This is a genomic window from Hydrogenophaga borbori, from assembly GCF_003417535.1.
Taxonomy (GTDB): Bacteria; Pseudomonadota; Gammaproteobacteria; order Burkholderiales; family Burkholderiaceae_C; genus Hydrogenophaga; species Hydrogenophaga borbori.
In genome coordinates this window covers 529,897-551,502 of sequence record NZ_QVLS01000003.1, presented here as the reverse complement: position 1 = coordinate 551,502, position 21,606 = coordinate 529,897, and the positions used below count along the sequence as shown (strand labels likewise).

The 21,606-nt window shown below is 67.9% G+C and carries 23 protein-coding genes; 13 read left to right on the top strand and 10 right to left on the bottom strand.

Annotation, left to right across the window (positions count from 1 at the left end; all coding sequences use genetic code 11):
* Positions 1 to 33: 33 nt before the first annotated feature.
* Together DY262_RS08430 and fliE are read left to right on the top strand one after the other, a co-directional pair.
* Positions 34 to 744, top strand: coding sequence for a hypothetical protein (locus DY262_RS08430; protein ID WP_116958474.1), 711 nt, complete (start codon positions 34 to 36; stop codon positions 742 to 744).
* A 118-nt stretch (positions 745 to 862) separates the two neighbouring features.
* Entirely contained in the window at positions 863 to 1,177 is a 315-nt protein-coding gene (fliE, locus tag DY262_RS08425; protein ID WP_070401151.1) for a flagellar hook-basal body complex protein FliE, read from the top strand.
* 30 nt (positions 1,178 to 1,207) lie between these two features.
* Here fliE and DY262_RS08420 read toward each other — a convergent pair whose 3' ends face one another.
* Positions 1,208 to 1,738 carry a hypothetical protein gene (locus DY262_RS08420; RefSeq protein ID WP_116958473.1) on the bottom strand — a complete coding sequence of 177 codons (531 nt, stop codon included), beginning with the start codon at positions 1,736 to 1,738 and terminating at the stop codon, positions 1,208 to 1,210.
* A gap of 10 nt (positions 1,739 to 1,748) precedes the next feature.
* On the bottom strand, positions 1,749 to 2,687 hold the full coding sequence (locus DY262_RS08415; RefSeq protein WP_147326196.1) for a hypothetical protein: 939 nt from the start codon (positions 2,685 to 2,687) through the stop codon (positions 1,749 to 1,751).
* Between the two features lie 300 nt (positions 2,688 to 2,987).
* On the opposite strand from DY262_RS08415, the gene DY262_RS08405 reads away from it, so the two are divergent.
* The 4 genes from DY262_RS08405 (at position 2,988) to DY262_RS08390 (ending at position 6,898) form a co-directional block, all read left to right on the top strand.
* Entirely contained in the window at positions 2,988 to 3,986 is a 999-nt protein-coding gene (locus DY262_RS08405; protein ID WP_147326195.1) for a hypothetical protein, read from the top strand.
* 40 nt (positions 3,987 to 4,026) lie between these two features.
* Positions 4,027 to 4,644 carry a hypothetical protein gene (locus DY262_RS08400; RefSeq protein WP_147326194.1) on the top strand — a complete coding sequence of 206 codons (618 nt, stop codon included), beginning with the start codon at positions 4,027 to 4,029 and terminating at the stop codon, positions 4,642 to 4,644.
* A gap of 126 nt (positions 4,645 to 4,770) precedes the next feature.
* Positions 4,771 to 5,580: a hypothetical protein gene (locus DY262_RS08395; RefSeq protein ID WP_116958468.1), complete on the top strand. Its 810-nt coding sequence runs from the start codon at positions 4,771 to 4,773 to the stop codon at positions 5,578 to 5,580.
* A 142-nt stretch (positions 5,581 to 5,722) separates the two neighbouring features.
* Positions 5,723 to 6,898, top strand: coding sequence for a hypothetical protein (locus tag DY262_RS08390; RefSeq protein ID WP_116958467.1), 1,176 nt, complete (start codon positions 5,723 to 5,725; stop codon positions 6,896 to 6,898).
* 57 nt (positions 6,899 to 6,955) lie between these two features.
* Here DY262_RS08390 and DY262_RS08385 read toward each other — a convergent pair whose 3' ends face one another.
* From DY262_RS08385 to DY262_RS08350, 8 genes are all read right to left on the bottom strand, one after another.
* A complete protein-coding gene (locus tag DY262_RS08385) occupies positions 6,956 to 7,261 on the bottom strand; it encodes a flagellar protein FliT (protein ID WP_116958466.1) in 306 nt (101 codons plus the stop codon).
* Position 7,262: 1 nt separating this feature from the next.
* Positions 7,263 to 7,670, bottom strand: a complete 408-nt coding sequence (fliS, locus tag DY262_RS08380; RefSeq protein WP_070400979.1) for a flagellar export chaperone FliS — start codon at positions 7,668 to 7,670, stop codon at positions 7,263 to 7,265.
* Positions 7,671 to 7,872: 202 nt separating this feature from the next.
* On the bottom strand, positions 7,873 to 9,054 hold the full coding sequence (locus DY262_RS08375; RefSeq protein WP_116958465.1) for a flagellin: 1,182 nt from the start codon (positions 9,052 to 9,054) through the stop codon (positions 7,873 to 7,875).
* A gap of 32 nt (positions 9,055 to 9,086) precedes the next feature.
* Positions 9,087 to 10,259 (bottom strand): flagellin, encoded by a 1,173-nt coding sequence (locus DY262_RS08370; RefSeq protein ID WP_116958464.1) that lies wholly within the window; start codon positions 10,257 to 10,259, stop codon positions 9,087 to 9,089.
* Between the two features lie 262 nt (positions 10,260 to 10,521).
* Positions 10,522 to 11,676, bottom strand: coding sequence for a flagellin (locus DY262_RS08365; RefSeq protein WP_116958463.1), 1,155 nt, complete (start codon positions 11,674 to 11,676; stop codon positions 10,522 to 10,524).
* A 27-nt stretch (positions 11,677 to 11,703) separates the two neighbouring features.
* Complete coding sequence (locus DY262_RS08360) at positions 11,704 to 12,891, bottom strand: flagellin (RefSeq protein ID WP_116958462.1); 1,188 nt, start codon at positions 12,889 to 12,891, stop codon at positions 11,704 to 11,706.
* Positions 12,892 to 13,074: 183 nt separating this feature from the next.
* Positions 13,075 to 14,490: a flagellar filament capping protein FliD gene (fliD, locus tag DY262_RS08355; protein WP_116958461.1), complete on the bottom strand. Its 1,416-nt coding sequence runs from the start codon at positions 14,488 to 14,490 to the stop codon at positions 13,075 to 13,077.
* 26 nt (positions 14,491 to 14,516) lie between these two features.
* Positions 14,517 to 15,716, bottom strand: coding sequence for a flagellin (locus DY262_RS08350; RefSeq protein ID WP_116958460.1), 1,200 nt, complete (start codon positions 15,714 to 15,716; stop codon positions 14,517 to 14,519).
* Positions 15,717 to 16,092: 376 nt separating this feature from the next.
* Between DY262_RS08350 and flhD the strand changes: the two genes are divergently transcribed.
* The 7 genes from flhD (at position 16,093) to DY262_RS08315 (ending at position 21,568) form a co-directional block, all read left to right on the top strand.
* The gene (flhD, locus tag DY262_RS08345; RefSeq protein WP_070400985.1) at positions 16,093 to 16,434 is read left to right on the top strand and encodes a flagellar transcriptional regulator FlhD; all 342 of its coding nucleotides are present in this window, start codon (positions 16,093 to 16,095) and stop codon (positions 16,432 to 16,434) included.
* A gap of 34 nt (positions 16,435 to 16,468) precedes the next feature.
* Positions 16,469 to 17,008: a flagellar transcriptional regulator FlhC gene (gene flhC, locus DY262_RS08340; RefSeq protein ID WP_116958459.1), complete on the top strand. Its 540-nt coding sequence runs from the start codon at positions 16,469 to 16,471 to the stop codon at positions 17,006 to 17,008.
* 127 nt (positions 17,009 to 17,135) lie between these two features.
* Positions 17,136 to 17,999 carry a flagellar motor stator protein MotA gene (gene motA, locus DY262_RS08335; RefSeq protein ID WP_116958458.1) on the top strand — a complete coding sequence of 288 codons (864 nt, stop codon included), beginning with the start codon at positions 17,136 to 17,138 and terminating at the stop codon, positions 17,997 to 17,999.
* Between the two features lie 9 nt (positions 18,000 to 18,008).
* A complete protein-coding gene (motB, locus tag DY262_RS08330) occupies positions 18,009 to 19,001 on the top strand; it encodes a flagellar motor protein MotB (protein ID WP_116958457.1) in 993 nt (330 codons plus the stop codon).
* A 41-nt stretch (positions 19,002 to 19,042) separates the two neighbouring features.
* Positions 19,043 to 19,429: a chemotaxis response regulator CheY gene (gene cheY, locus DY262_RS08325; RefSeq protein WP_070400989.1), complete on the top strand. Its 387-nt coding sequence runs from the start codon at positions 19,043 to 19,045 to the stop codon at positions 19,427 to 19,429.
* A 22-nt stretch (positions 19,430 to 19,451) separates the two neighbouring features.
* A complete protein-coding gene (locus DY262_RS08320) occupies positions 19,452 to 20,072 on the top strand; it encodes a protein phosphatase CheZ (RefSeq protein WP_116958456.1) in 621 nt (206 codons plus the stop codon).
* Positions 20,073 to 20,164: 92 nt separating this feature from the next.
* Entirely contained in the window at positions 20,165 to 21,568 is a 1,404-nt protein-coding gene (locus DY262_RS08315; RefSeq protein ID WP_116958455.1) for a sensor histidine kinase, read from the top strand.
* The last annotated feature ends 38 nt before the right edge of the window (positions 21,569 to 21,606 follow it).

Below are 21,606 nucleotides of genomic sequence, written 5' to 3'. Positions count from 1 at the left end.
AAGCCACGCACCGCAACCACCGACCCGAAGCCCATGCAACGCATCGTCCTGGCGCTCACCTTCTTGCTGGTCGCCGTCGGCGCCCGCGCCGCCGACGGCGACCCATTGCCGGCCCGCAGTGTTCTGCTCATCCCGGCTGGTGATCCCGTGGAGTACACGGTCACGGTCCGCACGGCGGCCACCATGCTGTTTCCCCTTGCCTCGCTGGGCGCGCTGTCGGACGGGCGCCAGAAGACTAAAGACCTCACGGCCCTGATGCGGACCCATGCGCCGGGCCACGGCCTGTTCTTCGCCGAGCGGGTGGCGCACCGGCTGCGGGCCGCCGGCTATGAGGTCCGGGTGTTGGAGTCGATCGCCCGCCGGCCGGACGACCCCGACAACGTCGACATCGAGAACCTCGCCTTCGACGAAGACGTGGGTCTGCAGCTGGGGTTCGACGCCATCGGCTTCCATTCGGGCATGGGCACCCAGGCCTACGTGCCCAAGCTCAATGTCGACGTCCACTCCTTCCCGCGGGGGGCCCAGTGGTACCCCTACAGCACCACGCTGTTCTTCGGTGTGGACGCCCGGCCGAATGAGGATTGGGCCATCGTGGCACCCGCCGAGGCCAGCTTTCCGTCTTTCGAGGCCTTGATCTCCGGCCCGGGCGCCGTGGACGCCGTCTACCGCCAGGCGCTCGACCAGCTGGCCGAACGCGTGGCCACGCAGTTCCAGGCGCAGTCTCCGCTCAAGGCCGCGCCCTGAGCGGGGTCGCCCGGTCAGGGCCCGAAAAGGCCGGCTTATTGGGGCTTTATTTCCGGACCCGGTTGCCGAGGGGGGCCTAGCATCCAGGCCTGTCGATCGCTTCCCGAAGGAGTCCCTCATGGACATGCGCCTGTCTCCCCTGACCAGCCAGACGCTGGGCAACGTGGCCGCGTTCAAGCGCCCGGCCGCGGGCGCCGCGGGTGGCGCGGGCGCGGCCTTCGCCGACAACCTCAAGGCGGCCCTGCACCAGGTGAGCAAGGCGCAGAACGAGGCCAGCCGCCTGCAGACCGAGGTTCAACTGGGCAACCCCAAGGTCAGCCTGGAGGAAACCATGATCGCCATGCAGAAGGCGCAGATCGGCTTCCAGAGCGCGCTGCACGTGCGCAACCGCATGGTGCAGGCCTACACCGACGTGATGAACATGTCGGTCTGAGGCGGCCGCGGCGCCTGTCGGCGCCTGGGCCTACCCCGCGCGCAGCGCCTCGGCCTTGTGCTGTGCGAGCCGCTGCAGGTCCGCCAAGGCCGGGTCCTGGCGGCAGGCCTCGACCGCCGCTTCGAACACGGGGATGGCGTCGGCCGCCCGGCCCATGGCGGCCAGGCATTCTCCCGAGCGGAAGGCGGCCAGCGCCGCATAGCGGTTTCCGTCCTGCAGTCCGGCCAGGCCGAACATCGGCAGCGCAGCGGCCGGCCGGGCCGTGCGCTGCAGGCAGGTGCCGGCGAGGAAGGTGAATGCCGCCCGCCCGGGGTGTTGCATGACCAGGACCAGGGCGGGCCGCAGCGCCTGATCGAACGCGCCCTCGTCGCACAGGCGGGTGGCGGTGGTCAGCAGCCGCGCGGCCTCGGCGGGCCCGTGCGCCGCCAGCGCAGGGAGTGCCTGCCCGGTAGTGGCCGCGCGCACCCAGTCGCCGATTCGCTCGCCGGCCTGGGCCAGGCGGGCGGCGCATTGTTCGAGCAGCGCGGCCACCTCGGGGTCGGGATGGGGGTGGTGGTGCATGGCGGGCGGTTCAACCCTGCAGCGGCGCCAGCGCCAGGCAAACCAGGAAAAGAAACAGCAGCTTCATGGCCGCCACCGGATCCAGGGCCTGGGCCAGGGAGGCGCAGACCTGCTGCAGGAGATGGCCATCGCCCCCGTCGCGGTAGATGCCCTGCGAGAAGCGGTCCTTGATCAACGGAACCCACTCGTCCATGTTGTTCAAGGTGGCGTTGACCAGAGAAGGAAATTGCTCGTGAACCGCCTGCAGCAGGGCATTGGCCTCGGTGGCGTTCATGCGCAGGTAGCTGCAGGGCGGCGAGGCGTCGTGGGTGCCGGTCAGGTAAATGGCCAACACCACCGCGCCAGTGACAAAGAGCATGGCCGCCGGGAGAGCCGTCCCCATGACGCAGCACGTCGCCAGGCATGTCGGATCGGTCATCGTGTCCGGCGCGTAGATCCTGGCCCAGCGGTAGACCTCGATCCGCTGGGACTGGCTCAGCGAGGTGTCGCCCAGGATGCCGGGAATGTCGGGGCCGCCGTTCGGCAGCGCATGCCTGGCCGGGTCGAAACACCATGGGGGAGCCAGCGGCACCCCCTGGGCGACCTTCCGGGCGTGGTTGAGCAACTGGGCGGTCTCTTCCCCTGAGAGCTCGCAGTTGTTGATGGCACTGTAGTTGGGGCGCAAGCCCTCGGTGTCCAGCGTGAGGTGCCGGGACGGCCGGAACAGCTTCTTGATGTCCGAGCTGGGCGCGGCGGCCGACAGGGGTGAGGGGCCGGCGGTGACGTCCTCTGGTTCGAGGCTGTGCTCATCGTCCTCATTCGACAGGCAGAAGTTCCAGCGGGCCGAGGCGCTGCCAGGGGACTGGGAGCGGTTGACGGGCGACGGCGGTGCTTGGCGCGAAGCGCCTCGCGACCGGTCCACCGGGCTGCTGGAACGTGAGGAAGAAGAGGAAGAAGAGGCGGATTGCATGGTGGCGTGGTGGGTCTCAGGGGGCGTGCGCCGCGCCAGGCCTGTCCGGCGCCGCGGAATGGCCTAGGGAACGGTGCCCCCTGCTTTGTTCCCGACCGCGGGGATGGCCCGCGCCCAGGGGAGTGGGGGCGCGGCACATGAAGCGCTCCGCCGGGTGGGTGGCGCGGGCGGCCTAGGCCACCGGGGAGGGCCGATGGTTCGAACCACCATCACAGAAGCGTCACCAAAGCCCACACGCCGCGCATCGACCCCCCTGGGCCGTCCAGGGCGTGGCACCCATGCATCCAATGGACCGTCACCATGAACCGTGAATCTGATCGCCTCATCGGAGCGACGCGGGCGCGCGTCCCGCTGCCGTCCAGGCATGCGGTGGTGGTCACGCGCGACACCGGCCTGAGCGCGGCCGCCCGCGCGCTTCTCAACAGGGCCGTTCAATCCGGCGAGGCGCTGCGGGCCAAAACCGTGCGCGTGCCGGGCAGCCAAGAGCGGCTGGTCGTGCTGTACGTGCCGCAGCGCAAGCCCTTCTCGCCGCAGCGCCTGTTGGCGCGCGTGGGTTGGTGGCAGGCGAGCGTGCGGCGCAAGGAAGCCATGGCGAACGGGGTGGTGAGCGGTCTGTTCGGTCGGCAGTTCCCGTTGACACCGAGCTTCGATACCTGCGTGCTGGTCGATCGCCATCCCCGCGTGCGCCCGTCCGATCTGGCGGCCATCGTGGGCATGGGCGAGGTTCTCAGGCAACTGGCCGAGGCCCGGATCGATTGGCCGACCTTCGTGGCCATCGCCGGGGGTGTCGACGCGGGCAAGGCGCTGCTGTCTCAGCTGGCCGCACAGGTGCGGCTGAGCGATCCCGAGGGCTCCGCGCGATCGGCGATCCTCAAGACCCTGTCGTACCTCGCGCAGAGGGATGGGCGCGGGCCGGAACCGGTGGCCGAGGCGCTGCTGGGCGATCCCGAGGTGCTGGTGCGGCTGCAGGCCCATGCCAGAAAACTCCCCGCCGCGCTGGCCGCGAGCGCCAATGCCCAGCTCCTGGTTCACCACTTGAAAGGCCTGAGCCCGCCATTGCATGAGCGCTGCGGTCCGGCGCGCCTCGGTGCGCTGAAGGCGATCCAGGGCCTCTGCGATGCGCAGGCGCTGCCACCGTCGGCGAAGCGTGCGGCTGTCCGCCAGGCGCTGGTGGAGTGGAGCCTGGCGGCCTTGGGGCCGGAACACGGGGCGCTGGCGGACGCCTTGCGGTTCGCAGCGGCCGTCGATCCCAACACCGGCGCCTGCGCGCTCGACACGGTGTTTCAGCCGCTTCTGTAGGGGCCGCTGCCCCGCCTGCCTCTGCGTTTTGAGTCGCGCCATGTCTATCCTTGAACGGTTCTTCCCTTCCTGTGTCCGGTCCCCCCGGTCCAAAGACCTCAAAGGCCTGCCGGTGATCGGCCAGGTGCTGGCCCAGACGCCGACGGCCTCCACGACCAAGCCGCCGGTGCTGGTGTGCAAAAAAAGAAAGAACGGGCAGAACGGCGTCGACCTGTCGGTCAGGTTCGCTTCGCGCACCGGTTGGATCGGGCGCCTGGTCCATGGGCGGGAGCAGGCGCGCCTGCGGAAGCGGCTGGACGAGGAGATCGCCTGGTGCGAGAAACACCTCGGGCATTGGCCGGAGGTGGCCGCGGCGCTGGAACTGCTGCGAGCCGAGCGCGCCGCGAACCCGGATGGGTGCCGCCACACGATGAAACTGCGGGCGGCGTTGCAGGTGCTGAAGGCCGCCCAGGGGCGGTTCTTCGACATCACCCGCAGCGTCGGGAAGATGCGGGCCCACAGGGACGGCATGAAGGCCATGACGCCCTCGGCGCTGCGCGCCTGCATTCGGCAACAGGATGGCCATTCGAAAGCGCGCACCGCCGATCGCGATGAAGCGCGCGAATGCAACCGCGTCTGGAGCCAGGCGGTTGCGGACGGTGTGCCCGCTGGCGCGTAGCGGGCGCGCACCGCCTCACTGCGCCGCTTCATCGATCAACGCAGCCAGGCGCAGGGGCAGACGCCGCTGCAGTTTCTTCGGCATGTTCTCCTGCTGGGCACGGCCTCCTTCAACCTGCGGCCCCGGGTGTTCGAGGCCTTGCTGGCGTATTTCGTCGAACTGGGGGTTCAGGGCGACATGGCGCTTCCTGTCGACCCCCAGCGGGGGGACAGCCTGGACCGGCTGCTGGAGTGGCTCGCCCCGGTGGTGCCCGAGGGCCAGCCTCTGGCGCCGGCCATGACCCAGGACGCCGAGGGCGAACTGGCGCCCATGAGCGCCCGCGCGTTCGCCTCGGCGCTGAGCGCCACCCTGCATGGGCAGCTGGCCGAGGCGTGCAGAGAGCCCGTCGAGGACGTGCTGCCGCAGGAGGTGCAATGGCGTCGGTGCATCGAAGGCGTCTTGTGCTGTCTGGTCGACGGCGTGTTCCCAGACACGCACGAATTCCGCGGTGCCCTGGCCCGGCTGGTGCGGGTGAAGAACGAACTGGGCGCTGTCCAGGCGAAGGAGCAGCCCTTGATGCAGTTGGCCCGCCAACTGGAAGCGGCGTACCTGGGCCACCGGGAGCGCATGCTGGCTCTGGACGGGCTCGGCCTGTGGCAGGAAGAGGGGAGTGGCGATCAGCGGCGGGCGTACGCGGCCATCGCGGCCCGGCTGGACAAGGCCTTCACACCGAAAGGTGTCCCCAAAGGCCCTTTCGACGTGGAGGCCGAGGAGGTCGAGGGGTTTGTCGCTGTCCACACCATCGCCGGCGCCCCCTCGCTGGCCCCGCACCAGATCCTGCACCGGTGGTTGACCGAGACCCCGGTGCCCCGTTACCTGAGCGACCCGGTGTTCCGGGCCCTGGCGCGGTACTGCATGCGCGCGCAGCTGCAGGCGGCCGCGCAAGCACCGCTCTGAGCCTTTCTCGGGGGCGCGAGGCCGGGGCTGGGATGGCCCCGTGCCATCTCATGAACGCTTTGCTCGGTGGCTGTTACCCACAGGCCGCATCGGTTTTGCACGATGCCGCTTCCGTACCACCGCCACAGCCCGAGGAGTCCGCATGCGCCGCGTCAGTCAAGAAGCACCGCCGATCAGAAAGTCCGTCCCGCCGGCCAGGCCAGTCCCGGCGTTCTCGCCGATCCGGCGGGGCGAGCGCTTCGATGTCGAGGGGTTTGCAAGGACCTTGTATGAGAAGTCACCCCGGCCGACCGGGAAAGAGTGGCACGCGCATGCCGACCAGGACGCTCCCGATCAGGTGATGCCCACCCGCAAGCCGGTGGGCCGGTGGTGCGGGCGCATCGAGTCCTGCAGCTTTCGCGATCTGGTGGCACCAACGATCGCGTACTTGCGATCGGCGCCAGTCGACGGTCGCCGGCACGAGGTGGTCCAGGCCTGCGACCACTTCTCGAAAAAGCGGGTGGTGGACAGCACGGAGTCGCGCCGACACCTCGCAAGCCTGGTGCGCGCCCAGCGGATGCTGGCGGCGCAGGAGATTCTGAATCGGGCCACCGCCGCGCGGAACGCTGCCGAAGACGACCTGGCGCTCGCCGAGGCGGATGTCGAGTTCCATCGCGCGGGCGCGCAGCGGGCGTTCGATGAACGCTTGCGCGACATACGGCAGCGCCGGGCGGCGGGCCTCGGCAAAGCGAATGCCCCACAGGAGAAGGACGCGATCGCGTTCAACCAGCGCGCGCTCGTGCCGGTCCCCATGGCATCCCCGTTCAAGCCGCGCCGCGCCGCGCCAGGCCAGCCTGCGCCGGACACGACCCCGGACAAGACCTCGGGTCGCCAGGCAAGGCCCCTGGTCCAGCTGAAAGCCTTTCTCGGTGAGTGGAGGCCCCGTCCGTCGAAGACAGCAAGGACCGAAGCCCAGGGGGTGCCGTTGCCCGATGCCCTGCGCGCCCCCAAGAAGAAAGCCGTGCCAGCGGCGCAGGTGGCGCTGAACGGGGAAGCTCTGTCGCTCACGCTCCAGGCCTTGGCCCAGGAGGCCGGGGAGTCACCCGAGGATGTCGTCGAGCGCCTGCTGCTCGAGCGGCCGGTGTTCATCGCGCGCCTGCACCCCTTGGTGTTCGACGAGCTGTTGCGCCTGCACGCCCAGACGCTGCGGGAAGAAATGGACGACATGCACCGGGAAAACCTGGAGGTGGTTCAGGCGCTGGCCGACCGGCTCCAGCGTCGGCTGGCGGACTACCGCGAAGCGAAACGGGCCTACGAGGGCCTGCTGCTCCCGGGCTGAGTCCCTCAAAGAGAAACGGCCCCTGAGGGCCGCTTCCTTGGGCGGGCAGCGCCGCGCTCAGTGCGTGGGCGCCGCGCTGTTGCGGTCGATGATCTGCGCCAGGTCGTTCAGCCAGGGCTCGGCCAGGCAGCGGATCTCGGCGTCGGTGCGAAGGATGCGCTGCATGATGCGCGCCTTCTCCTTGCGCTCCTCGGGCGCGAGCTCGGCCTCGCGCGACTTGAAGCGCAGCTGGGCGATGAGCACCGCGCAGGCGCCTTCGAGCCGGACCACGCGGTCCCAGTCCTCGGCCTGGGCGGCGGCCAGCATCTGGTCGCTGGTGCGCTCGATGGCTTTGTAGAAGTCGATCAAACCGTGCTGCTCCATGTCAGGCTCCCTGCAGCGCCTGGGCGCGGATGTCCTGCCAGGCCTGGGCCACGGGCTCGATGAGGCCCGCCACCTCGGCCAGGGCCTTGGCGTCGTTGCGCAGATTCGCCTCCGTGAGGCGGCGCACGCTGTAGGCGTACAGCGCACCCAGGTTGCGCGCCATCTCGCCACCGGCCGGGTCCAGGCCGGCCTTCAGGCCTTCCTCGACGATGCGCACCGCCTTGCCGATCTGCTCGCCCTTGGCGACCAGATCGCCGCGTTCCATGGCGCCGCGCGCGGCCGCCACGGCCTGCAGCAGGCCGTCGAACAGCATGCCCACCAGCCGATGCGAGTCGGCCGCCTGGACGCCGGTTTCCACGGCGACGCGTTTGTAGACGGAGGCGGAACGGGTGTTGACGGAGGTGAACATGGTGGGGGCTCCTGGCTGGCTATGTTCTTTGTATCGGCCGTCGCGCGCCGGACTGTAGGTATTTGGTGGGCGATCAGAGGTGGGTTTCATGGCCGTTTCCCGCGATGCCTGAGAGAGGTGGTGTCCGCTTCAAACGACAACGGCGGCGGCCTTTTCGGGCCGCCGCCGTGGCGGGCGTGGGGCGGCCCGGGGGCCTGGCCGCTCAGCGCAGCAGCGAGAGCACGCTCTGGCCGTTCTGGTTGGCCTGGGCGACCATGGCGGTGCCGGCCTGCTGCAGGATCTGGGCGCGCGAGAGGTTGGAGGTTTCCTTGGCGAAATCGGCGTCGACGATGCGCCCGCGCGCGGCGGAGATGTTCTCGCCGGTGATGTTGATGTTGGCCACGGCGTTCTCGAAGCGGCTTTGCAGGGCGCCGAGGTCGGCGCGCGAGCTGTTGATGGCGTCGATGGCCGAGTCGATCACCTTGATGGCCAGCTGGGACTCGCCGAAGCTCGTGATGCTCACGTCGTCCATGGCCGCGTTGGCCACGGCGGCGGTGTCGGTCACGGTGCCGGTGGTGGCGGCGCCGAAGCCGGTGAAATCGCCGGCCGCGGTCAGGGCGCGCTCGGCCCAGACGCGGTAGCCCGTGACGGCGCCGTTGGCGTCGAGCGTGGTAAAGGCGAACACGCCGGTGTCGGAGGACTTGGCGTTGATCGCGTCCACGATCTGCTGCGAGCGCTGGGCGCCGGTGGTGGCCTCGCCGATGGGGCCGAGGTCGACGGCGGTGCCCGAGGCGTCGTCCACCTTCAGGGCACCGGCAGCCATGGAGGCCAGCACGGCGGGCGCCACGGGGTCGGCCGCGTTGTTGATCTGCGCGGTCATGTGCACCGGCGTTTCACCCAGGGTGTCGGACTTGGCCGAGACGATGGACTCGATGGCGATGCCCTCGCCGGCGTTGGCGCCGACCTGGAAGGTGGCGTTGGCGAAGGAGCCGTCAAGCAGCTTGGTGCCGTTGAAGGCGGTGGTCTTGGCCACGCGGTCGATCTCCTGGCGCAGCTGGGTCACCTCGGACTGCAGGGCCTTGCGGTCGTCGCTGTTGTTGGAGGCGTTGGCCGACTGCACGGCCAGCTCGCGCATGCGCTGCAGCATGTCGCCGACCTTGCCCAGGGCGCCTTCGGCGGTCTGGGCCAGGGAGATGCCGTCGTTGGCGTTGCGGGCGGCGACGTTGAGGCCGCGCACCTGGGAGTTCATGCGCTCGGAGATGGCCAGGCCGGCGGCGTCGTCCTTGGCGGAGTTCACGCGCAGGCCCGAGGACAGGCGCTGCATGGAGGTGGCCAGGGAGTTGGCCGAGCTGCTCAGGTTGCGCTGAGCGGTCATCGACATGACGTTGGTGTTGATGGTGGTCATGGTGGGCTCCTGGTGGGCGGTTCAGGCGGGGCTCAGCGCAGCAGCGAGAGCACGCTCTGGCCGTTCTGGTTGGCCTGGGCGACCATGGCGGTGCCGGCCTGCTGAAGGATCTGGGCGCGCGAGAGGTTGGAGGTTTCCTTGGCGAAGTCGGCGTCGACGATGCGCCCGCGCGCGGCGGAGATGTTCTCGCCGGTGATGTTGATGTTGGCCACGGCGTTTTCGAAGCGGCTCTGCAGGGCGCCGAGGTCGGCGCGCGAGCTGTTGATGGCGTCGATGGCCTTGTCGATCACCTTCAGGGCGATCTGGGCATCGCCGAAGCTCTCGATGCTCACGTCGCTCAGGTTGCGCAGCGTGGCGGGGGGCGCGGTGTCGCCAGGCGCACCGGTGGCAGCGGCCGTGAAGGCGGCCCCGAAGGTGGTGGCGGCGGTCAGGTCGCGGTCCGAGAAGATCTCGTAGCCGCCAGCGGCCAGTTCGCGGGCGAACACGCCGGTGTCGGAGGACTTGGCGTTGATCGCGGCCACGACCTGCGTGGTGCGTTCGGCGGCCGTGGTCGAGGCGGCGATGCCGCCCAGATCGACGTCGTTGCCGGCGGCGTCCTTGATGGTCCAGCCCGTGGTGCCGGCCGGGATGGCGGCGTTGGCGGCGGTGCTCGGCGCGGCCACGGTGGCGACGAAGAACTCGGTGTTGTCCAGTTCTCCCAGCGAGTCGGACTTGGCCGAGACGATGGAGTCAATGGAGATGGCTTCGCCGGCGTTGGCGCCGACCTGGAAGGTGGCGTTGGCGAAGGAGCCGTCGAGCAGCTTGGTGCCGTTGAAGGCGGTGGTCTTGGCCACGCGGTCGATCTCCTGGCGCAGCTGGGTCACCTCGGACTGCAGGGCCTTGCGGTCGTCGCTGTTGTTGGAGGCGTTGGCCGACTGCACGGCCAGCTCGCGCATGCGCTGCAGCATGTCGCCGACCTTGCCCAGGGCGCCTTCGGCGGTCTGGGCAAGGGAGATGCCGTCGTTGGCGTTGCGGGCGGCGACGTTGAGGCCGCGCACCTGGGAGTTCATGCGCTCGGAGATGGCCAGGCCGGCGGCGTCGTCCTTGGCGGAGTTCACGCGCAGGCCCGAGGACAGGCGCTGCATGGAGGTGGCCAGGGAGTTGGCCGAGCTGCTCAGGTTGCGCTGAGCGGTCATCGACATGACGTTGGTGTTGATGGTGGTCATCGCTGTTTCCTTTGAAAGGTGGAACCGTCTGAACGATCCGGCGCGTGTCCATGTCGAGGGCCCAGTGCCGGTCACGAACCTTTTCGGGATCCGTTGGCGTCTATTTCGGTGCGCTTCACGGCTTCTTTAGGGGCTTCCATCGGTCGGGTGCCCGGTGGTCAAGCCGGAAATGGGCGGTGTTTGCCCCCCAAAAGAAAAAGCGGCGGTGGCCCGGAGGCCACCGCCGCGAAACGACGGGTGTGTCGTGCGAGAAACCGGGCGCTCAGCGCAGCAGCGAGAGCACGCTCTGGCCGTTCTGGTTGGCCTGGGCGACCATGGCGGTGCCGGCCTGCTGCAGGATCTGGGCGCGCGAGAGGTTGGAGGTTTCCTTGGCGAAGTCGGCGTCGACGATGCGCCCGCGCGCGGCGGAGATGTTCTCGCCGGTGATGTTGATGTTGGCCACAGCGTTCTCGAAGCGGCTTTGCAGGGCGCCGAGGTCGGCGCGCGAGCTGTTGATGGCGTCGATGGCCGAGTCGATCACCTTGAGCGCGCGCTGCGATTCGCCGAACGAGGTGATGGAGATGTCGTCGAGCTGCGAGGCCACGGCGGCGCCCGCGGCGGCCGGCGAGGCGCCGGTGGTGGCGGCGGTGAAGCCCGTGAAGTCGGCGGTGGCGATGGCGTCGTCCGAGAACGTGGTCCAGCCGGTGATGGCGCCCGCGGCGTCGGTCACCACGCGGGCGAACACGCCGGTGTCGGACGACTTGGCGTTGATCGCGTCCACCACCTGCGTGGTGCGCTCCGACGCGTCCGCGGCGGCGGCGATGGGGCCCAGGTCGACACCCTTGACGGTGAGCGTGCCGGCGTCGAGCGCGGCGTTGGCGCCGGCCGTGGTGGTCAGGGTGCCGGCGGCGGTGATCAGCTCGGTGTCGCCCAGGGTGTTGGACTTGGCCGAGACGATGGACTCGATGGCGATGCCCTCGCCGGCGTTGGCGCCGACCTGGAAGGTGGCGTTGGCGAAGGAGCCGTCAAGCAGCTTGGTGCCGTTGAAGGCGGTGGTCTTGGCCACGCGGTCGATCTCCTGGCGCAGCTGGGTCACCTCGGACTGCAGGGCCTTGCGGTCGTCGCTGTTGTTGGAGGCGTTGGCCGACTGCACGGCCAGCTCGCGCATGCGCTGCAGCATGTCGCCGACCTTGCCCAGGGCGCCTTCGGCGGTCTGGGCCAGGGAGATGCCGTCGTTGGCGTTGCGGGCGGCGACGTTGAGGCCGCGCACCTGGGAGTTCATGCGCTCGGAGATGGCCAGGCCGGCGGCGTCGTCCTTGGCGGAGTTCACGCGCAGGCCCGAGGACAGGCGCTGCATGGAGGTGGCCAGGGAGTTGGCCGAGCTGCTCAGGTTGCGCTGAGCGGTCATCGACATGACGTTGGTGTTGATGGTGGTCATGGTGTTGTCCTTGGAAGGTGGGGCCGATCAGCGCAGCAGCGAGAGCACGCTCTGCGGCGCCTGGTTGGCCTGGGCGACCATGGCGGTGCCGGCCTGCTGCAGGATCTGGGCGCGCGAGAGGTTGGAGGTTTCCTTGGCGAAGTCGGCATCGACGATGCGCCCGCGCGCGGCGGAGATGTTCTCGCTCGTGATGTTGATGTTGGCCACGGCGTTCTCGAAGCGGCTTTGCAGGGCGCCGAGGTCGGCGCGCGAGCTGTTGATCGAGTCGATCGAGGTGTCGATCACCTTCATCGCCAGCTGGGCGGCGCCGAAGCTGTTGATGTCGATGTCCTCGAGCGCGAAGTCGGCGTCGGCGTAGGTGGCGCCACCGACGTCGCCGGTGGGGTCGGCCGCGAAGGAGCCGCCGAACTCGCTGCCGTCGAGCGTGCGCGAGGACGAGAACACCGAGTAGCCGGTCACGGCGCCCGTGGCGTCGTATTCGATCTTGGCGAAGATGTCCGTGTCCGACGACTTGGCGTTGATCGCGTCGACGATCTGCGAGGTGCGCTGCTCGTTGGTGGTGGCCGCGCCGATGGGACCGAGGTCGACGGCGGTGCCCGAGGTGTCCGTGATGGTCAGGTCGCCGGCGGCCAGGGCCACGCCGTCGGTGGCGTTGTCGGTTTCCACGTCCACCGCGATCACGTCGGACGAGCTCACCGTGGTCGTGCCCAGGGTGTTGGACTTGGCCGAGACGATGGAGTCGATGGCGATGCCCTCGCCGGCGTTGGCGCCGACCTGGAAGGTGGCGTTGGCGAAGGAGCCGTCAAGCAGCTTGGTGCCGTTGAAGGCGGTGGTCTTGGCCACGCGGTCGATCTCCTGGCGCAGCTGGGTCACCTCGGACTGCAGGGCCTTGCGGTCGTCGCTGTTGTTGGAGGCGTTGGCCGACTGCACGGCCAGCTCGCGCATGCGCTGCAGCATGTCGCCGACCTTGCCCAGGGCGCCTTCGGCGGTCTGGGCCAGGGAGATGCCGTCGTTGGCGTTGCGGGCGGCGACGTTGAGGCCGCGCACCTGGGAGTTCATGCGCTCGGAGATGGCCAGGCCGGCGGCGTCGTCTTTGGCGGAGTTCACGCGCAGGCCCGAGGACAGGCGCTGCATGGAGGTGGCCAGGGAGTTGGCCGAGCTGCTCAGGTTGCGCTGAGCGGTCATCGACATGACGTTGGTGTTGATGGTGGTCACGGCGGACTCCTGTGAAATGGTTGTGGAAGGCAACCGGCGCCTGAGCCGGATCACGAACCGCGATCCGTGGTCCGTTGCTGGGTGTTTCGGCCAAGCGGTCGATTACTTGAGCCACGCGCCGCCTAAAGCAAAACGGGCGGTGGATACCCACCGCCCGTCATGCCTTGTTGGCCGCGCCTCGGCTCAGCCGCTGTTCTTGTTCCACATCGAGATCTGTTGCGTGATGTAGGCGTTGAGCGAGTTCAGGCGCGCCACGTTGGCGTCCATCGCGTTGTAGTAGGCGAGGTAGCGGGTCTCGGCGCGCGCGGCGCGGTCCACCACCTTGTCCATTTCCTTGTTGGTTCGCTTGATGCTCGCGTTGAGCGAATCGGTGCGGTTGCTGATGGTGCCGCCCGAGGCCACGAGGCCATCGGCGAAGGCATCGAGCTTGAGGCCGAAGCCGCGCTGCGTGGGGTCGTCGCTGGTGGCGCCAAAGAGCTTGCCCAGCTCGGCCGGCTTGTCCAGCGCGGTGTCGAGTTTGGTGCTGTTGATGCTCATCTTGCCGTCGGACTTGATCTCGATGCCGATGTCGAGCAACTGCGTGAACTCGCCGCCCGGCGTGCTGGAGCGCATCATGCTTCGGATGGCGTTGCGCAGGCCCGTGGCGGTGCTGTCGCCCTGCAGCGAACCGGCGACCTTGGTTTCCGGGTCGTATTTGGTGGCCGTGGCCAGCAGGTCCATGACGGCGTTGTACGCGTCCACGAAGCCCTGCACGGTCTTCTTCATCGCGTCCTTGTCGTTGGTCACGCTCACGTTCACCGGCGTGGTGGTGACCTGCTTGAGCTCGAACGTGAGGCCGTCGATGGTGTCCTTGACGGTGTTGCTGGCCGATTCGATGGCCACGCCGTTGATGGTGGCCTGCGCGTTCAGACCGGCCTGCGTGAGGGTGCTGGGCGAGCCGGCGCCCATGTAGGCCAGGCGCCCCAGGTCCTTGCCGTCACCGGCGTCCGCGTCCGTGGCCTCCACCTGGAAGCCCATCTCGGCGCCCGTGGACTTGGAGCGCAGCAGCAGTCGCTCGCCATTGGCGTCCTTGAGCACGGTGGCGGTGATGCCGGCGTCGGAGTCGTTGATCTGCTGGGCGATGTCTTTGAGCGTGTCCTTGCCTTCCTCGACCGTGATCGTGACCGGCTCTTGCTCGCCGTTGGCCACGAAGCTGCCGCTGCCCCAGTTGCCCAGGGTGATGGTGAGGGTGCCCGCGCCCATGCCGCTGCCGGCTGGCACCACGGCGCTGGACGTGTTCTGCGCCGTCGCCAGGCGCTGCACTTCCAGGGAGAAGCCGGTGGGTGGCGTGCCCGCGGCCACCGTCACGCCCACCACATCGGGCAGCGAGGAGGTGGCCTTGACCGCCTTGAAGGCGTTCGCTTCGGCCAGCTTGGCGCCCGCGTCGCCCAGTGTGGTGACGAGCGAGTTGATGGTGCCGTAGATCGAGAGCTTGCTCTGTGCCTTGTTGACCTGCGTCTGCAACCCCGTGAGCGGCGCGCGTTCCAGCGCCACGAGCTGCGCGACCATTTCTTTGATGGGCAGGCCGGAGGCCATGCCGGGAGAAGTGATGGTCGCCATGGGGTTCCTTCGGGGTCAGTGGTTGGTCAGCGGCCCAGCAGCGACAGCACGTTCTGCGGGATCTGGTTGGCCTGCGCCACCATGGCGGTGCCGGCCTGCTGCAGGATCTGGGCGCGCGACAGGTTGGAGGTCTCTTTGGCGAAGTCGGCATCGACGATGCGCCCGCGCGCGGCGGAGAGGTTTTCGCCGGTGATGTTGATGTTGGCCACGGCGCTTTCGAAGCGGCTCTGCAGGGCGCCGAGGTCGGCGCGCGAGCTGTTGATGGCGTCGATGGCGTTGTCGATCACCTTCATCGCGAGCTGGCTGTCGCCGAAGTTCTCGATGTTGATGTCGTCGAGCGTGAAAGGCGTGGCGGTGGGCGCGGTGGCGGTCACGGTGCCCACGTCGGCGGCCGCCCCGGCCAGGCTTTCCAGGTCACCGCCCGCGGCGGTGGTCAGCGCGCGGTCAGAGAAGATCTCGTAGCCGGTCGTGGCGCCGGTGGCGTCGTGCACGGGTCGGGCGAACACGCCGGTGTCGGACGACTTGGCGTTGATGGCGTCGATCACCTGGCCCGTGCGCTGCGCGCCGGTGGTGGCTTCGCCGATGGGACCCAGCGCCACGGCGTTGCCGTCGGCGTCCAGGATCTCCAGCGTGCCGGCGGGCACGGCGGCCAGCACGGCCGGCGCCACGGGATCGGCCACGTTGTTGATGGCGGCGGTGATGTTGGAGTCGGTCGCGCCGATGTCGTCGGTGCGCGCGCTCACGATGGATTCGATGGAGATGCCTTCGCCGGCATTGGCGCCGACCTGGAAGGTCACGTTGGCGAAGGTGCCGTCGAGCAGCTTGGTGCCGTTGAAGGCGGTGGTCTTGGCCACGCGCTCGATTTCCTGGCGCAGCTGCGTCACCTCGGCCTGCAGGGCCTTGCGGTCATCGGCGTTGTTGGAGGCGTTGGCCGACTGCACGGCCAGTTCGCGCATGCGCTGCAGCATGTCGCCCACCTTGCCCAGGGCGCCTTCGGCCACCTGCGCGAGGGAGATGCCGTCGTTGGCGTTGCGGGCGGCGACGTTGAGGCCGCGCACCTGGGTGTTCATGCGCTCGGAAATCGCCAGGCCGGCGGCGTCGTCCTTGGCGGAGTTCACGCGCAGGCCCGAGGACAGGCGTTGCATGGAGGTCGCGAGCGACCCCGCCGACGTCGCCAGGTTGCGCTGGGCGGTCATCGACATCATGTTGGTGTTGATGGTGGTCATAACTCACTCCTGTGATGGACTGTGAAAGTTGGCCCGGCAGATTCCGGGTCTCACCGTCACTGATCGCCGCCCTGGCTGGCCCGGCGACGAACTCCATCGGGAAGCTCGCTCCGTCAATTTCGGTGATGACCGGGAATTCTTTAGATTTGTCCGATGGCGAACGGTCGGATAAGCGCCGCCGAACATCGCCAATTCCTGGCTTTTAGAACCAAGGTTGTAGGCATATCGCCGACACCGGGTGCCGGAAATCCCGACAGCACGCACAGACGTTTCCCGATTCAAGTTTGTTCACCGATCGACACAATTCCTCACATCGGGTCCAGCCAAGCCCTGGCGAAGACCCCCAACCGACGACCGACACGTGAAGGAGTGAGTGATGGACAGCGAACAACTTCTGGCCGAGATCCGCGAAGCCAACCTGACCTACCTGATGCTGGCGCAGAACCTGATCCGCAAGGACCGCGCCGAGGCCCTGTTCCGCCTGGGCATGACGGAAGAGGCGGCCGACCTGCTGGCCATGCTCTCCACCGCCCAGCTGCTCAAGATCGCCTCCAGCAACATGCTGCTGTGCCGCTTCCGCGTCGACGACGACCTGGTGTGGAACCTGCTGACCAGCCACAACGTGAAGAAGGTGGACAACAGCACCACCACGCAGCTGCACGCCAGCATCCTCATGGCCGGCAAGTACGCCGAGTCCATGGCCACGACCGCGCACTGATCCCCCCCTCTCTTTCTCGCATCTGGAGTTCGACATGGCCGCAGGCAAAAGCATCCTCAACGAGTCGCGCGACATCGAGCGCGCGGTGGCCCTGATCCAGCTGGGCGCGCGCCTGCAGGTGCTGGAATACGAGACCAGCCTGTCCTACGAGCGCCTGCTGCGCCTGTACAAGGAAGTGGCGGGCAAGAGCCCGTCCAAGGGCCAGCTGCCGTTCTCCACGGACTGGTTCCTGACCTGGCAGCCGAACATCCACGCGTCGCTGTTCCTCAACATCCACGAGTACCTCTCCAAGGCCAGTGCCCTGGAGGACATCGACACCGTCATCAAGGCCTTCCGCCTCTACAGCGAACAGATGACCGCCAGCGCGATCGAGCCGCTGCTGTCCATCACGCGCGCCTGGCGCCTCATCAAGTTCGTCGACAGCGGCATGCTCACGCTGACCAAGTGCTCCTGCTGCGGTGGCCGCTTCGTCACCGAGCCGTACGAGAACGCCCGCCACTTCGTCTGCGGCCTGTGCCAGCCGCCCGCCCGCGCGGGCAAGGGCAGCGCGGCGGGTTCGCTTCGCTTGCACTGAAAACGCCGGTTCAGGCGGTCAAAGCCGGAAAAGGGCCCCCCCAAGGGCCCTTTTCGCGTTTCTGGCGGGCCTTCATCGCCCCTAGAGTCGGTCGATAAGTCCTGTATCCATTCATTCGACCAAGAACATGTTCGTCATCATCGGCTTCGTGGTCTCGATGCTCTGCATCTTCGGCGTGTTCATCGCGCACGGGGGCAACATCGGCGTGGTGCTCAAGGCCCTGCCGTTCGAGATGACCACCATCCTGGGCGCCGCCCTGGGCGCCTTCCTGATCAACAACCAGATGAAGGTGGTCAAGGCCGCCTTCAAAGGCATGGCCGGCTGCTTCAAGGGCAGCCGCTACACCAAGGAGCGCTACCTGCAGCTCATGGCCCTGCTGTACGACCTGCTGCAGAAGGCCCGCAAGGAAGGCCTGATGGCCATCGAGCAGGACGTGGACAACCCGCACGAGTCGGCGGTGTTCCAGAAGTACCCCACCATCACCGCCGACCACCACGTGGTGGAGTTCATCACCGACTACCTGCGCATGATGGTCTCGGGCAACCTCAATGCGCACGAGATCGAGTCGCTGATGGACAGCGAGATCGAAACCCATCACCAGGAAGCGCACGCGCCCGTGGCCGCCATCGCCCGCCTGGCCGGTGGCCTGCCGGCCTTCGGCATCGTGGCCGCCGTGCTGGGCGTGGTCAACACCATGGGCTCGGTGGGCCAGCCGCCCGCCGTGCTGGGGGCCATGATCGGCTCGGCCCTGGTCGGCACCTTCCTCGGCATCCTGCTGGCCTATGGCGTGTTCGAGCCCCTGGGCGGCCTGATGGAGCAGAAGGTGGAGGAGAGTGGCAAGGAACTGCTGTGCGTGAAGACCACGCTGCTGGCCAGCATGCAGGGCTATGCGCCCGCCACCGCCGTGGAGTTCGGCCGCAAGGTGCTGTTCAGCGACGTGCGGCCCACCTTCAGCGAGCTCGAAGGCCACGTCAAAGGCAAAAAGGCCTGAGGACGCGCCATGGCGGGTGACGGCAAGAAACTCCAACCGATTGTCATCAAGCGGGTGAAGAAGGCGGGTCACGCGGCGCACGGCGGCGCGTGGAAGATCGCCTACGCCGACTTCGTGACGGCCATGATGGCCTTCTTCCTGCTCATGTGGCTGCTGGGCTCCACCGCCAAGGGCGACCTGCAGGGCATCGCCAGCTACTTCACCAACCCGGTGAAGGTCTCGCTCATGGGGGGCGACGGCACCGGCAACAGCACCAGCATCATCCCCGGCGGCGGGCGCGACCTGTCGGCGGCCAACGGCCAGCGCGACTCGGGCGACACCGAACGCACCGTCAAGGAACTCGGGGCTCAGATGGCGCGCGCCGAGCTGGCGCGCAAGGACCAGGAGCGCATCGACGCGCTGGAGCGCAAGATCAACGCGCTGATCGAGACCGACCAGAAACTGGGCGAATACCGGTCGCAGATCCGCATGGTCAAGACCCCCGATGGCTTGCACATCCTGATCGTGGACGACCAGAACCGGCCCATGTTCGACACCGGCAGCGCGCTGGTGAAACCCTACATGCGTGACATCCTGCGCGCCATCGGCGGCTCCCTGGGGAATGTGGAGAACCACATTTCGCTCGCCGGCCACACCGATGCCACGCCCTATGGCAGCGGCGACCGCGGCTACAGCAACTGGGAGCTCTCGGCCGACCGGGCCAACGCCTCGCGCCGCGAGCTGGTGGCCGGCGGCCTGCCCGACGACAAGCTGCGCCGCGTGGAAGGCCTGGCCGCCAGCGTGCCGCTGCTGCCCGACCGGCCCCAGGACCCGAGCAACCGGCGCATCAGCATCATGATCATGACGCGCGACTACGAGGGCCGCATGTTCCCGCCGGCCCTGCCCGCCGCGCCCGTGCTGGGCCTGCCGCCCGCCGCCGCGGCCCCGGCCGCGCCGGTGGCCACCACGGCCCTACAGATTTCCCCCGACCTGACGAAAACAAGCGAGACGAGCACGCGCTGAGCGGCCCGACCTTTCCCGACCCCACCTCTGCGGAGGCTGCCATGTCCACGCCGATGAAATTCCTGATCGTTGACGACTTCTCCACCATGCGCCGCATCGTGCGCAACCTGCTCAAGGAGATCGGCCACGCCGACGCCGACGAGGCCGAGGACGGCGCGATCGCGCTGGGCAAGCTCAAGGCCGGCGCCTTCAACTTCGTCGTCACCGACATCAACATGCCGAACATGAACGGCTTCGAGCTGCTGGCGGCGATCAAGGCCGACGAAAAGCTCAAGCACCTGCCGGTGCTGATGGTGACGGCCGAGGCGCGCAAGGAAGACATCGTGCTGGCGGCGCAAAACGGCGCGGCCGGCTACATCGTCAAGCCTTTCACCAAGGCCACGCTGGAAGAGAAGCTCGCGAACATCTTCAAGAAGCTGGGTCTGTGACCAGCGTCGGGAGAACCAGGTCATGAACCACACCCCCGACACGCAGGACGGCCAGGCCGCCAACCCGGACATGTTCCGCAAGCTGGGCGCGATCACGCGCCAGCTGCACGACGCGCTCAAGGAGCTGGGCTACGCCGACAAGCTCCAGGGCACGGTGGAGCAGTTGCCGGACGCGCAGAGCCGCCTGTCCTACATCGCCCGCCTGACTGGCGAAGCCGCCGAGAAGGTGCTGAGCCAGGTGGAAGAAGGCAAGAAGGAACAGGAGCAACTGGCGCAGCGCGGCCGCGAACTGGCCGACACCATCCGGCGCGTGCCGGCGCTGGCCAAGGCCATGCCCGAGTTGCTGGAGTGGTCCACCGACGTGGTCGCGCTGGCCGAGAAGACCGACGCCCGCCTGACCGAGATCATGATGGCGCAGGACTTCCACGATCTCACCGGTCAGGTGATCGCGCGCGTGGTGGGTCTGGCGGGCACGATAGAAGAGCAGCTGCTGGGGCTGCTGCTTGAATCGGTGCCGACCGGCCAGCCAGGCCAGGACAAGGCCCACGAACTGGCCGGTCCGGTGGTCAACGCCGAAGGCCGAACCGACGTGGTCACGGACCAGAAGCAGGTGGACGACCTGCTGGCCAGCCTGGGGTTCTGATCCCAGCAATTCCCCCCGGGGGTTTCCGCGCGGGCGGTCACTAAACTGGCCCGCACAGAGCCGGTACGACAGCTGGCCGCGGGAGAACCCTCATGTATTCCTTGCTCCCGGCCCTGGTCTCGGGGCTGTTCCTTGGCTATGGCGTCTACGTACTGGCGGCCAAGGGATTCAATCGCATCAGCCTGTGCTTCTTCGCGCTGTGCCTGACCACCTTCGTCTGGCAGGCCACCTGGGCCGTGCTGTTCCAGGTGCGAGACCCGTTCTGGACCACGGTGTTGATCCGCCTGGGCTACCTGCTGATCATCTTTCTCCCGACAACTCTGTACCACTTCCTGGTGGAGATCGCCAACCAGCGGCGGGACAGGCGCTGGGTGATGCTGTCTTACGGGCTGTCGCTGGTTCTGGGCGGGTTCGACGTGGCCACGGACCTGTTCGTTGCCGGCTACTACGGGTACTTCTTCGGCCACTACCCCAAGGCCGGGCCGCTGCATGTGGTGCATGTGCTGCAGACGGTGGTGGTGGTGGGCCGTGGCCTGTTCGTTACCTGGCAGGCCACGCGCGGGGCCTCATTCGAACAGCGCGTTCGGCTGAACATCTGCGTGGCGAGCCTGTTTGTCTACTTTTTTGCGGCGGTGGACTACCTATGCAACTACGGCTTCGAGTTCTATCCGCCCGGGGTGTTCTTCCTGGCCATCAGCCTGGGGCTGATTGCTGTGGTGCACCGCAGTACCACCAATCCCCTGGTGGTGGCTGCATCAGTGGCCCATGAGATCCGTGTCCCCTTGGACACCATCCGGATGCAGGCCGACACCCTGATGCAGTGGCTTCCCGAGCTGTGCCGGGGTTACAGCCTGGCGGTGGACAAAGGGTTGGTGGTGCGTTCGCCGAACGCGCCGGATTTCTCCCGTCTTCCCGCCTTGGCGGGCGCGATCAGGAAGCAGGTGGATCGCTCCAGCGTGGTCGTTGCTCTGATGTTGGCTTCCGCCGATCAAAGGCAGGCTGAACCATCGACTTTTGTGCGCTGCTCGATGGATGCCTGTCTGAACGAGGCCATGAGGCGCTATCCCTTCCAGGCGGGCGAACGGGACAAGGTGGTGGTGGACCGGACCGGCGGTTTTGAGTTCATCGGCTCCGAGTCGTTCATGGTTTGTGTGCTGCTCAATCTGCTCAAGAACGCGCTGTATGCGATCCGCCTTGCCGGCAAGGGGGAGATCGACATCGGTATGTCTGTATGGCAGGAGCAGAACCTGTTGACCGTGCGGCACACCGGCGTCGGTATCAGACCAGCGGATTTGCCGCACGTTTTCGATACCTTCTTTACCAGCAGGCCCCTGCATGGTGCCGGGCTGGGATTGTCGTTCTGCCGCGGGGTGATCGAGTCATTTGGGGGCTCGCTCGTTTGTGAGTCGGAGGAGGGGCGAGGTACCACCTTTCGACTGCATTTCCCGCCTGCGGCCTTGTCGGGCGCGCCGCGGAGCGGTCAGGGCAGTGAATAGCCCCCTTTCCTTCCGCCTTATCGCCCTTTAGTTTTTCC

Coding starts and splice junctions, on each gene's coding strand:
- DY262_RS08365 (WP_116958463.1), bottom strand. CDS start 11,676: ATGACCACCATCAACACCAACGTCATGTCGATGACCGCTCAGCGCAAC.
- flhC (WP_116958459.1), top strand. CDS start 16,469: ATGGCCGCAGGCAAAAGCATCCTCAACGAGTCGCGCGACATCGAGCGC.
- DY262_RS08405 (WP_147326195.1), top strand. CDS start 2,988: ATGAACCGTGAATCTGATCGCCTCATCGGAGCGACGCGGGCGCGCGTC.
- fliD (WP_116958461.1), bottom strand. CDS start 14,490: ATGGCGACCATCACTTCTCCCGGCATGGCCTCCGGCCTGCCCATCAAA.
- DY262_RS08350 (WP_116958460.1), bottom strand. CDS start 15,716: ATGACCACCATCAACACCAACATGATGTCGATGACCGCCCAGCGCAAC.
- motA (WP_116958458.1), top strand. CDS start 17,136: ATGTTCGTCATCATCGGCTTCGTGGTCTCGATGCTCTGCATCTTCGGC.
- DY262_RS08385 (WP_116958466.1), bottom strand. CDS start 7,261: ATGGAGCAGCACGGTTTGATCGACTTCTACAAAGCCATCGAGCGCACC.
- fliS (WP_070400979.1), bottom strand. CDS start 7,670: ATGTTCACCTCCGTCAACACCCGTTCCGCCTCCGTCTACAAACGCGTC.
- DY262_RS08430 (WP_116958474.1), top strand. CDS start 34: ATGCAACGCATCGTCCTGGCGCTCACCTTCTTGCTGGTCGCCGTCGGC.
- DY262_RS08415 (WP_147326196.1), bottom strand. CDS start 2,687: ATGCAATCCGCCTCTTCTTCCTCTTCTTCCTCACGTTCCAGCAGCCCG.
- DY262_RS08320 (WP_116958456.1), top strand. CDS start 19,452: ATGAACCACACCCCCGACACGCAGGACGGCCAGGCCGCCAACCCGGAC.
- DY262_RS08390 (WP_116958467.1), top strand. CDS start 5,723: ATGCGCCGCGTCAGTCAAGAAGCACCGCCGATCAGAAAGTCCGTCCCG.
- DY262_RS08420 (WP_116958473.1), bottom strand. CDS start 1,738: ATGCACCACCACCCCCATCCCGACCCCGAGGTGGCCGCGCTGCTCGAA.
- motB (WP_116958457.1), top strand. CDS start 18,009: ATGGCGGGTGACGGCAAGAAACTCCAACCGATTGTCATCAAGCGGGTG.
- DY262_RS08375 (WP_116958465.1), bottom strand. CDS start 9,054: ATGACCACCATCAACACCAACGTCATGTCGATGACCGCTCAGCGCAAC.
- DY262_RS08370 (WP_116958464.1), bottom strand. CDS start 10,259: ATGACCACCATCAACACCAACGTCATGTCGATGACCGCTCAGCGCAAC.
- flhD (WP_070400985.1), top strand. CDS start 16,093: ATGGACAGCGAACAACTTCTGGCCGAGATCCGCGAAGCCAACCTGACC.
- cheY (WP_070400989.1), top strand. CDS start 19,043: ATGTCCACGCCGATGAAATTCCTGATCGTTGACGACTTCTCCACCATG.
- DY262_RS08400 (WP_147326194.1), top strand. CDS start 4,027: ATGTCTATCCTTGAACGGTTCTTCCCTTCCTGTGTCCGGTCCCCCCGG.
- DY262_RS08315 (WP_116958455.1), top strand. CDS start 20,165: ATGTATTCCTTGCTCCCGGCCCTGGTCTCGGGGCTGTTCCTTGGCTAT.
- fliE (WP_070401151.1), top strand. CDS start 863: ATGGACATGCGCCTGTCTCCCCTGACCAGCCAGACGCTGGGCAACGTG.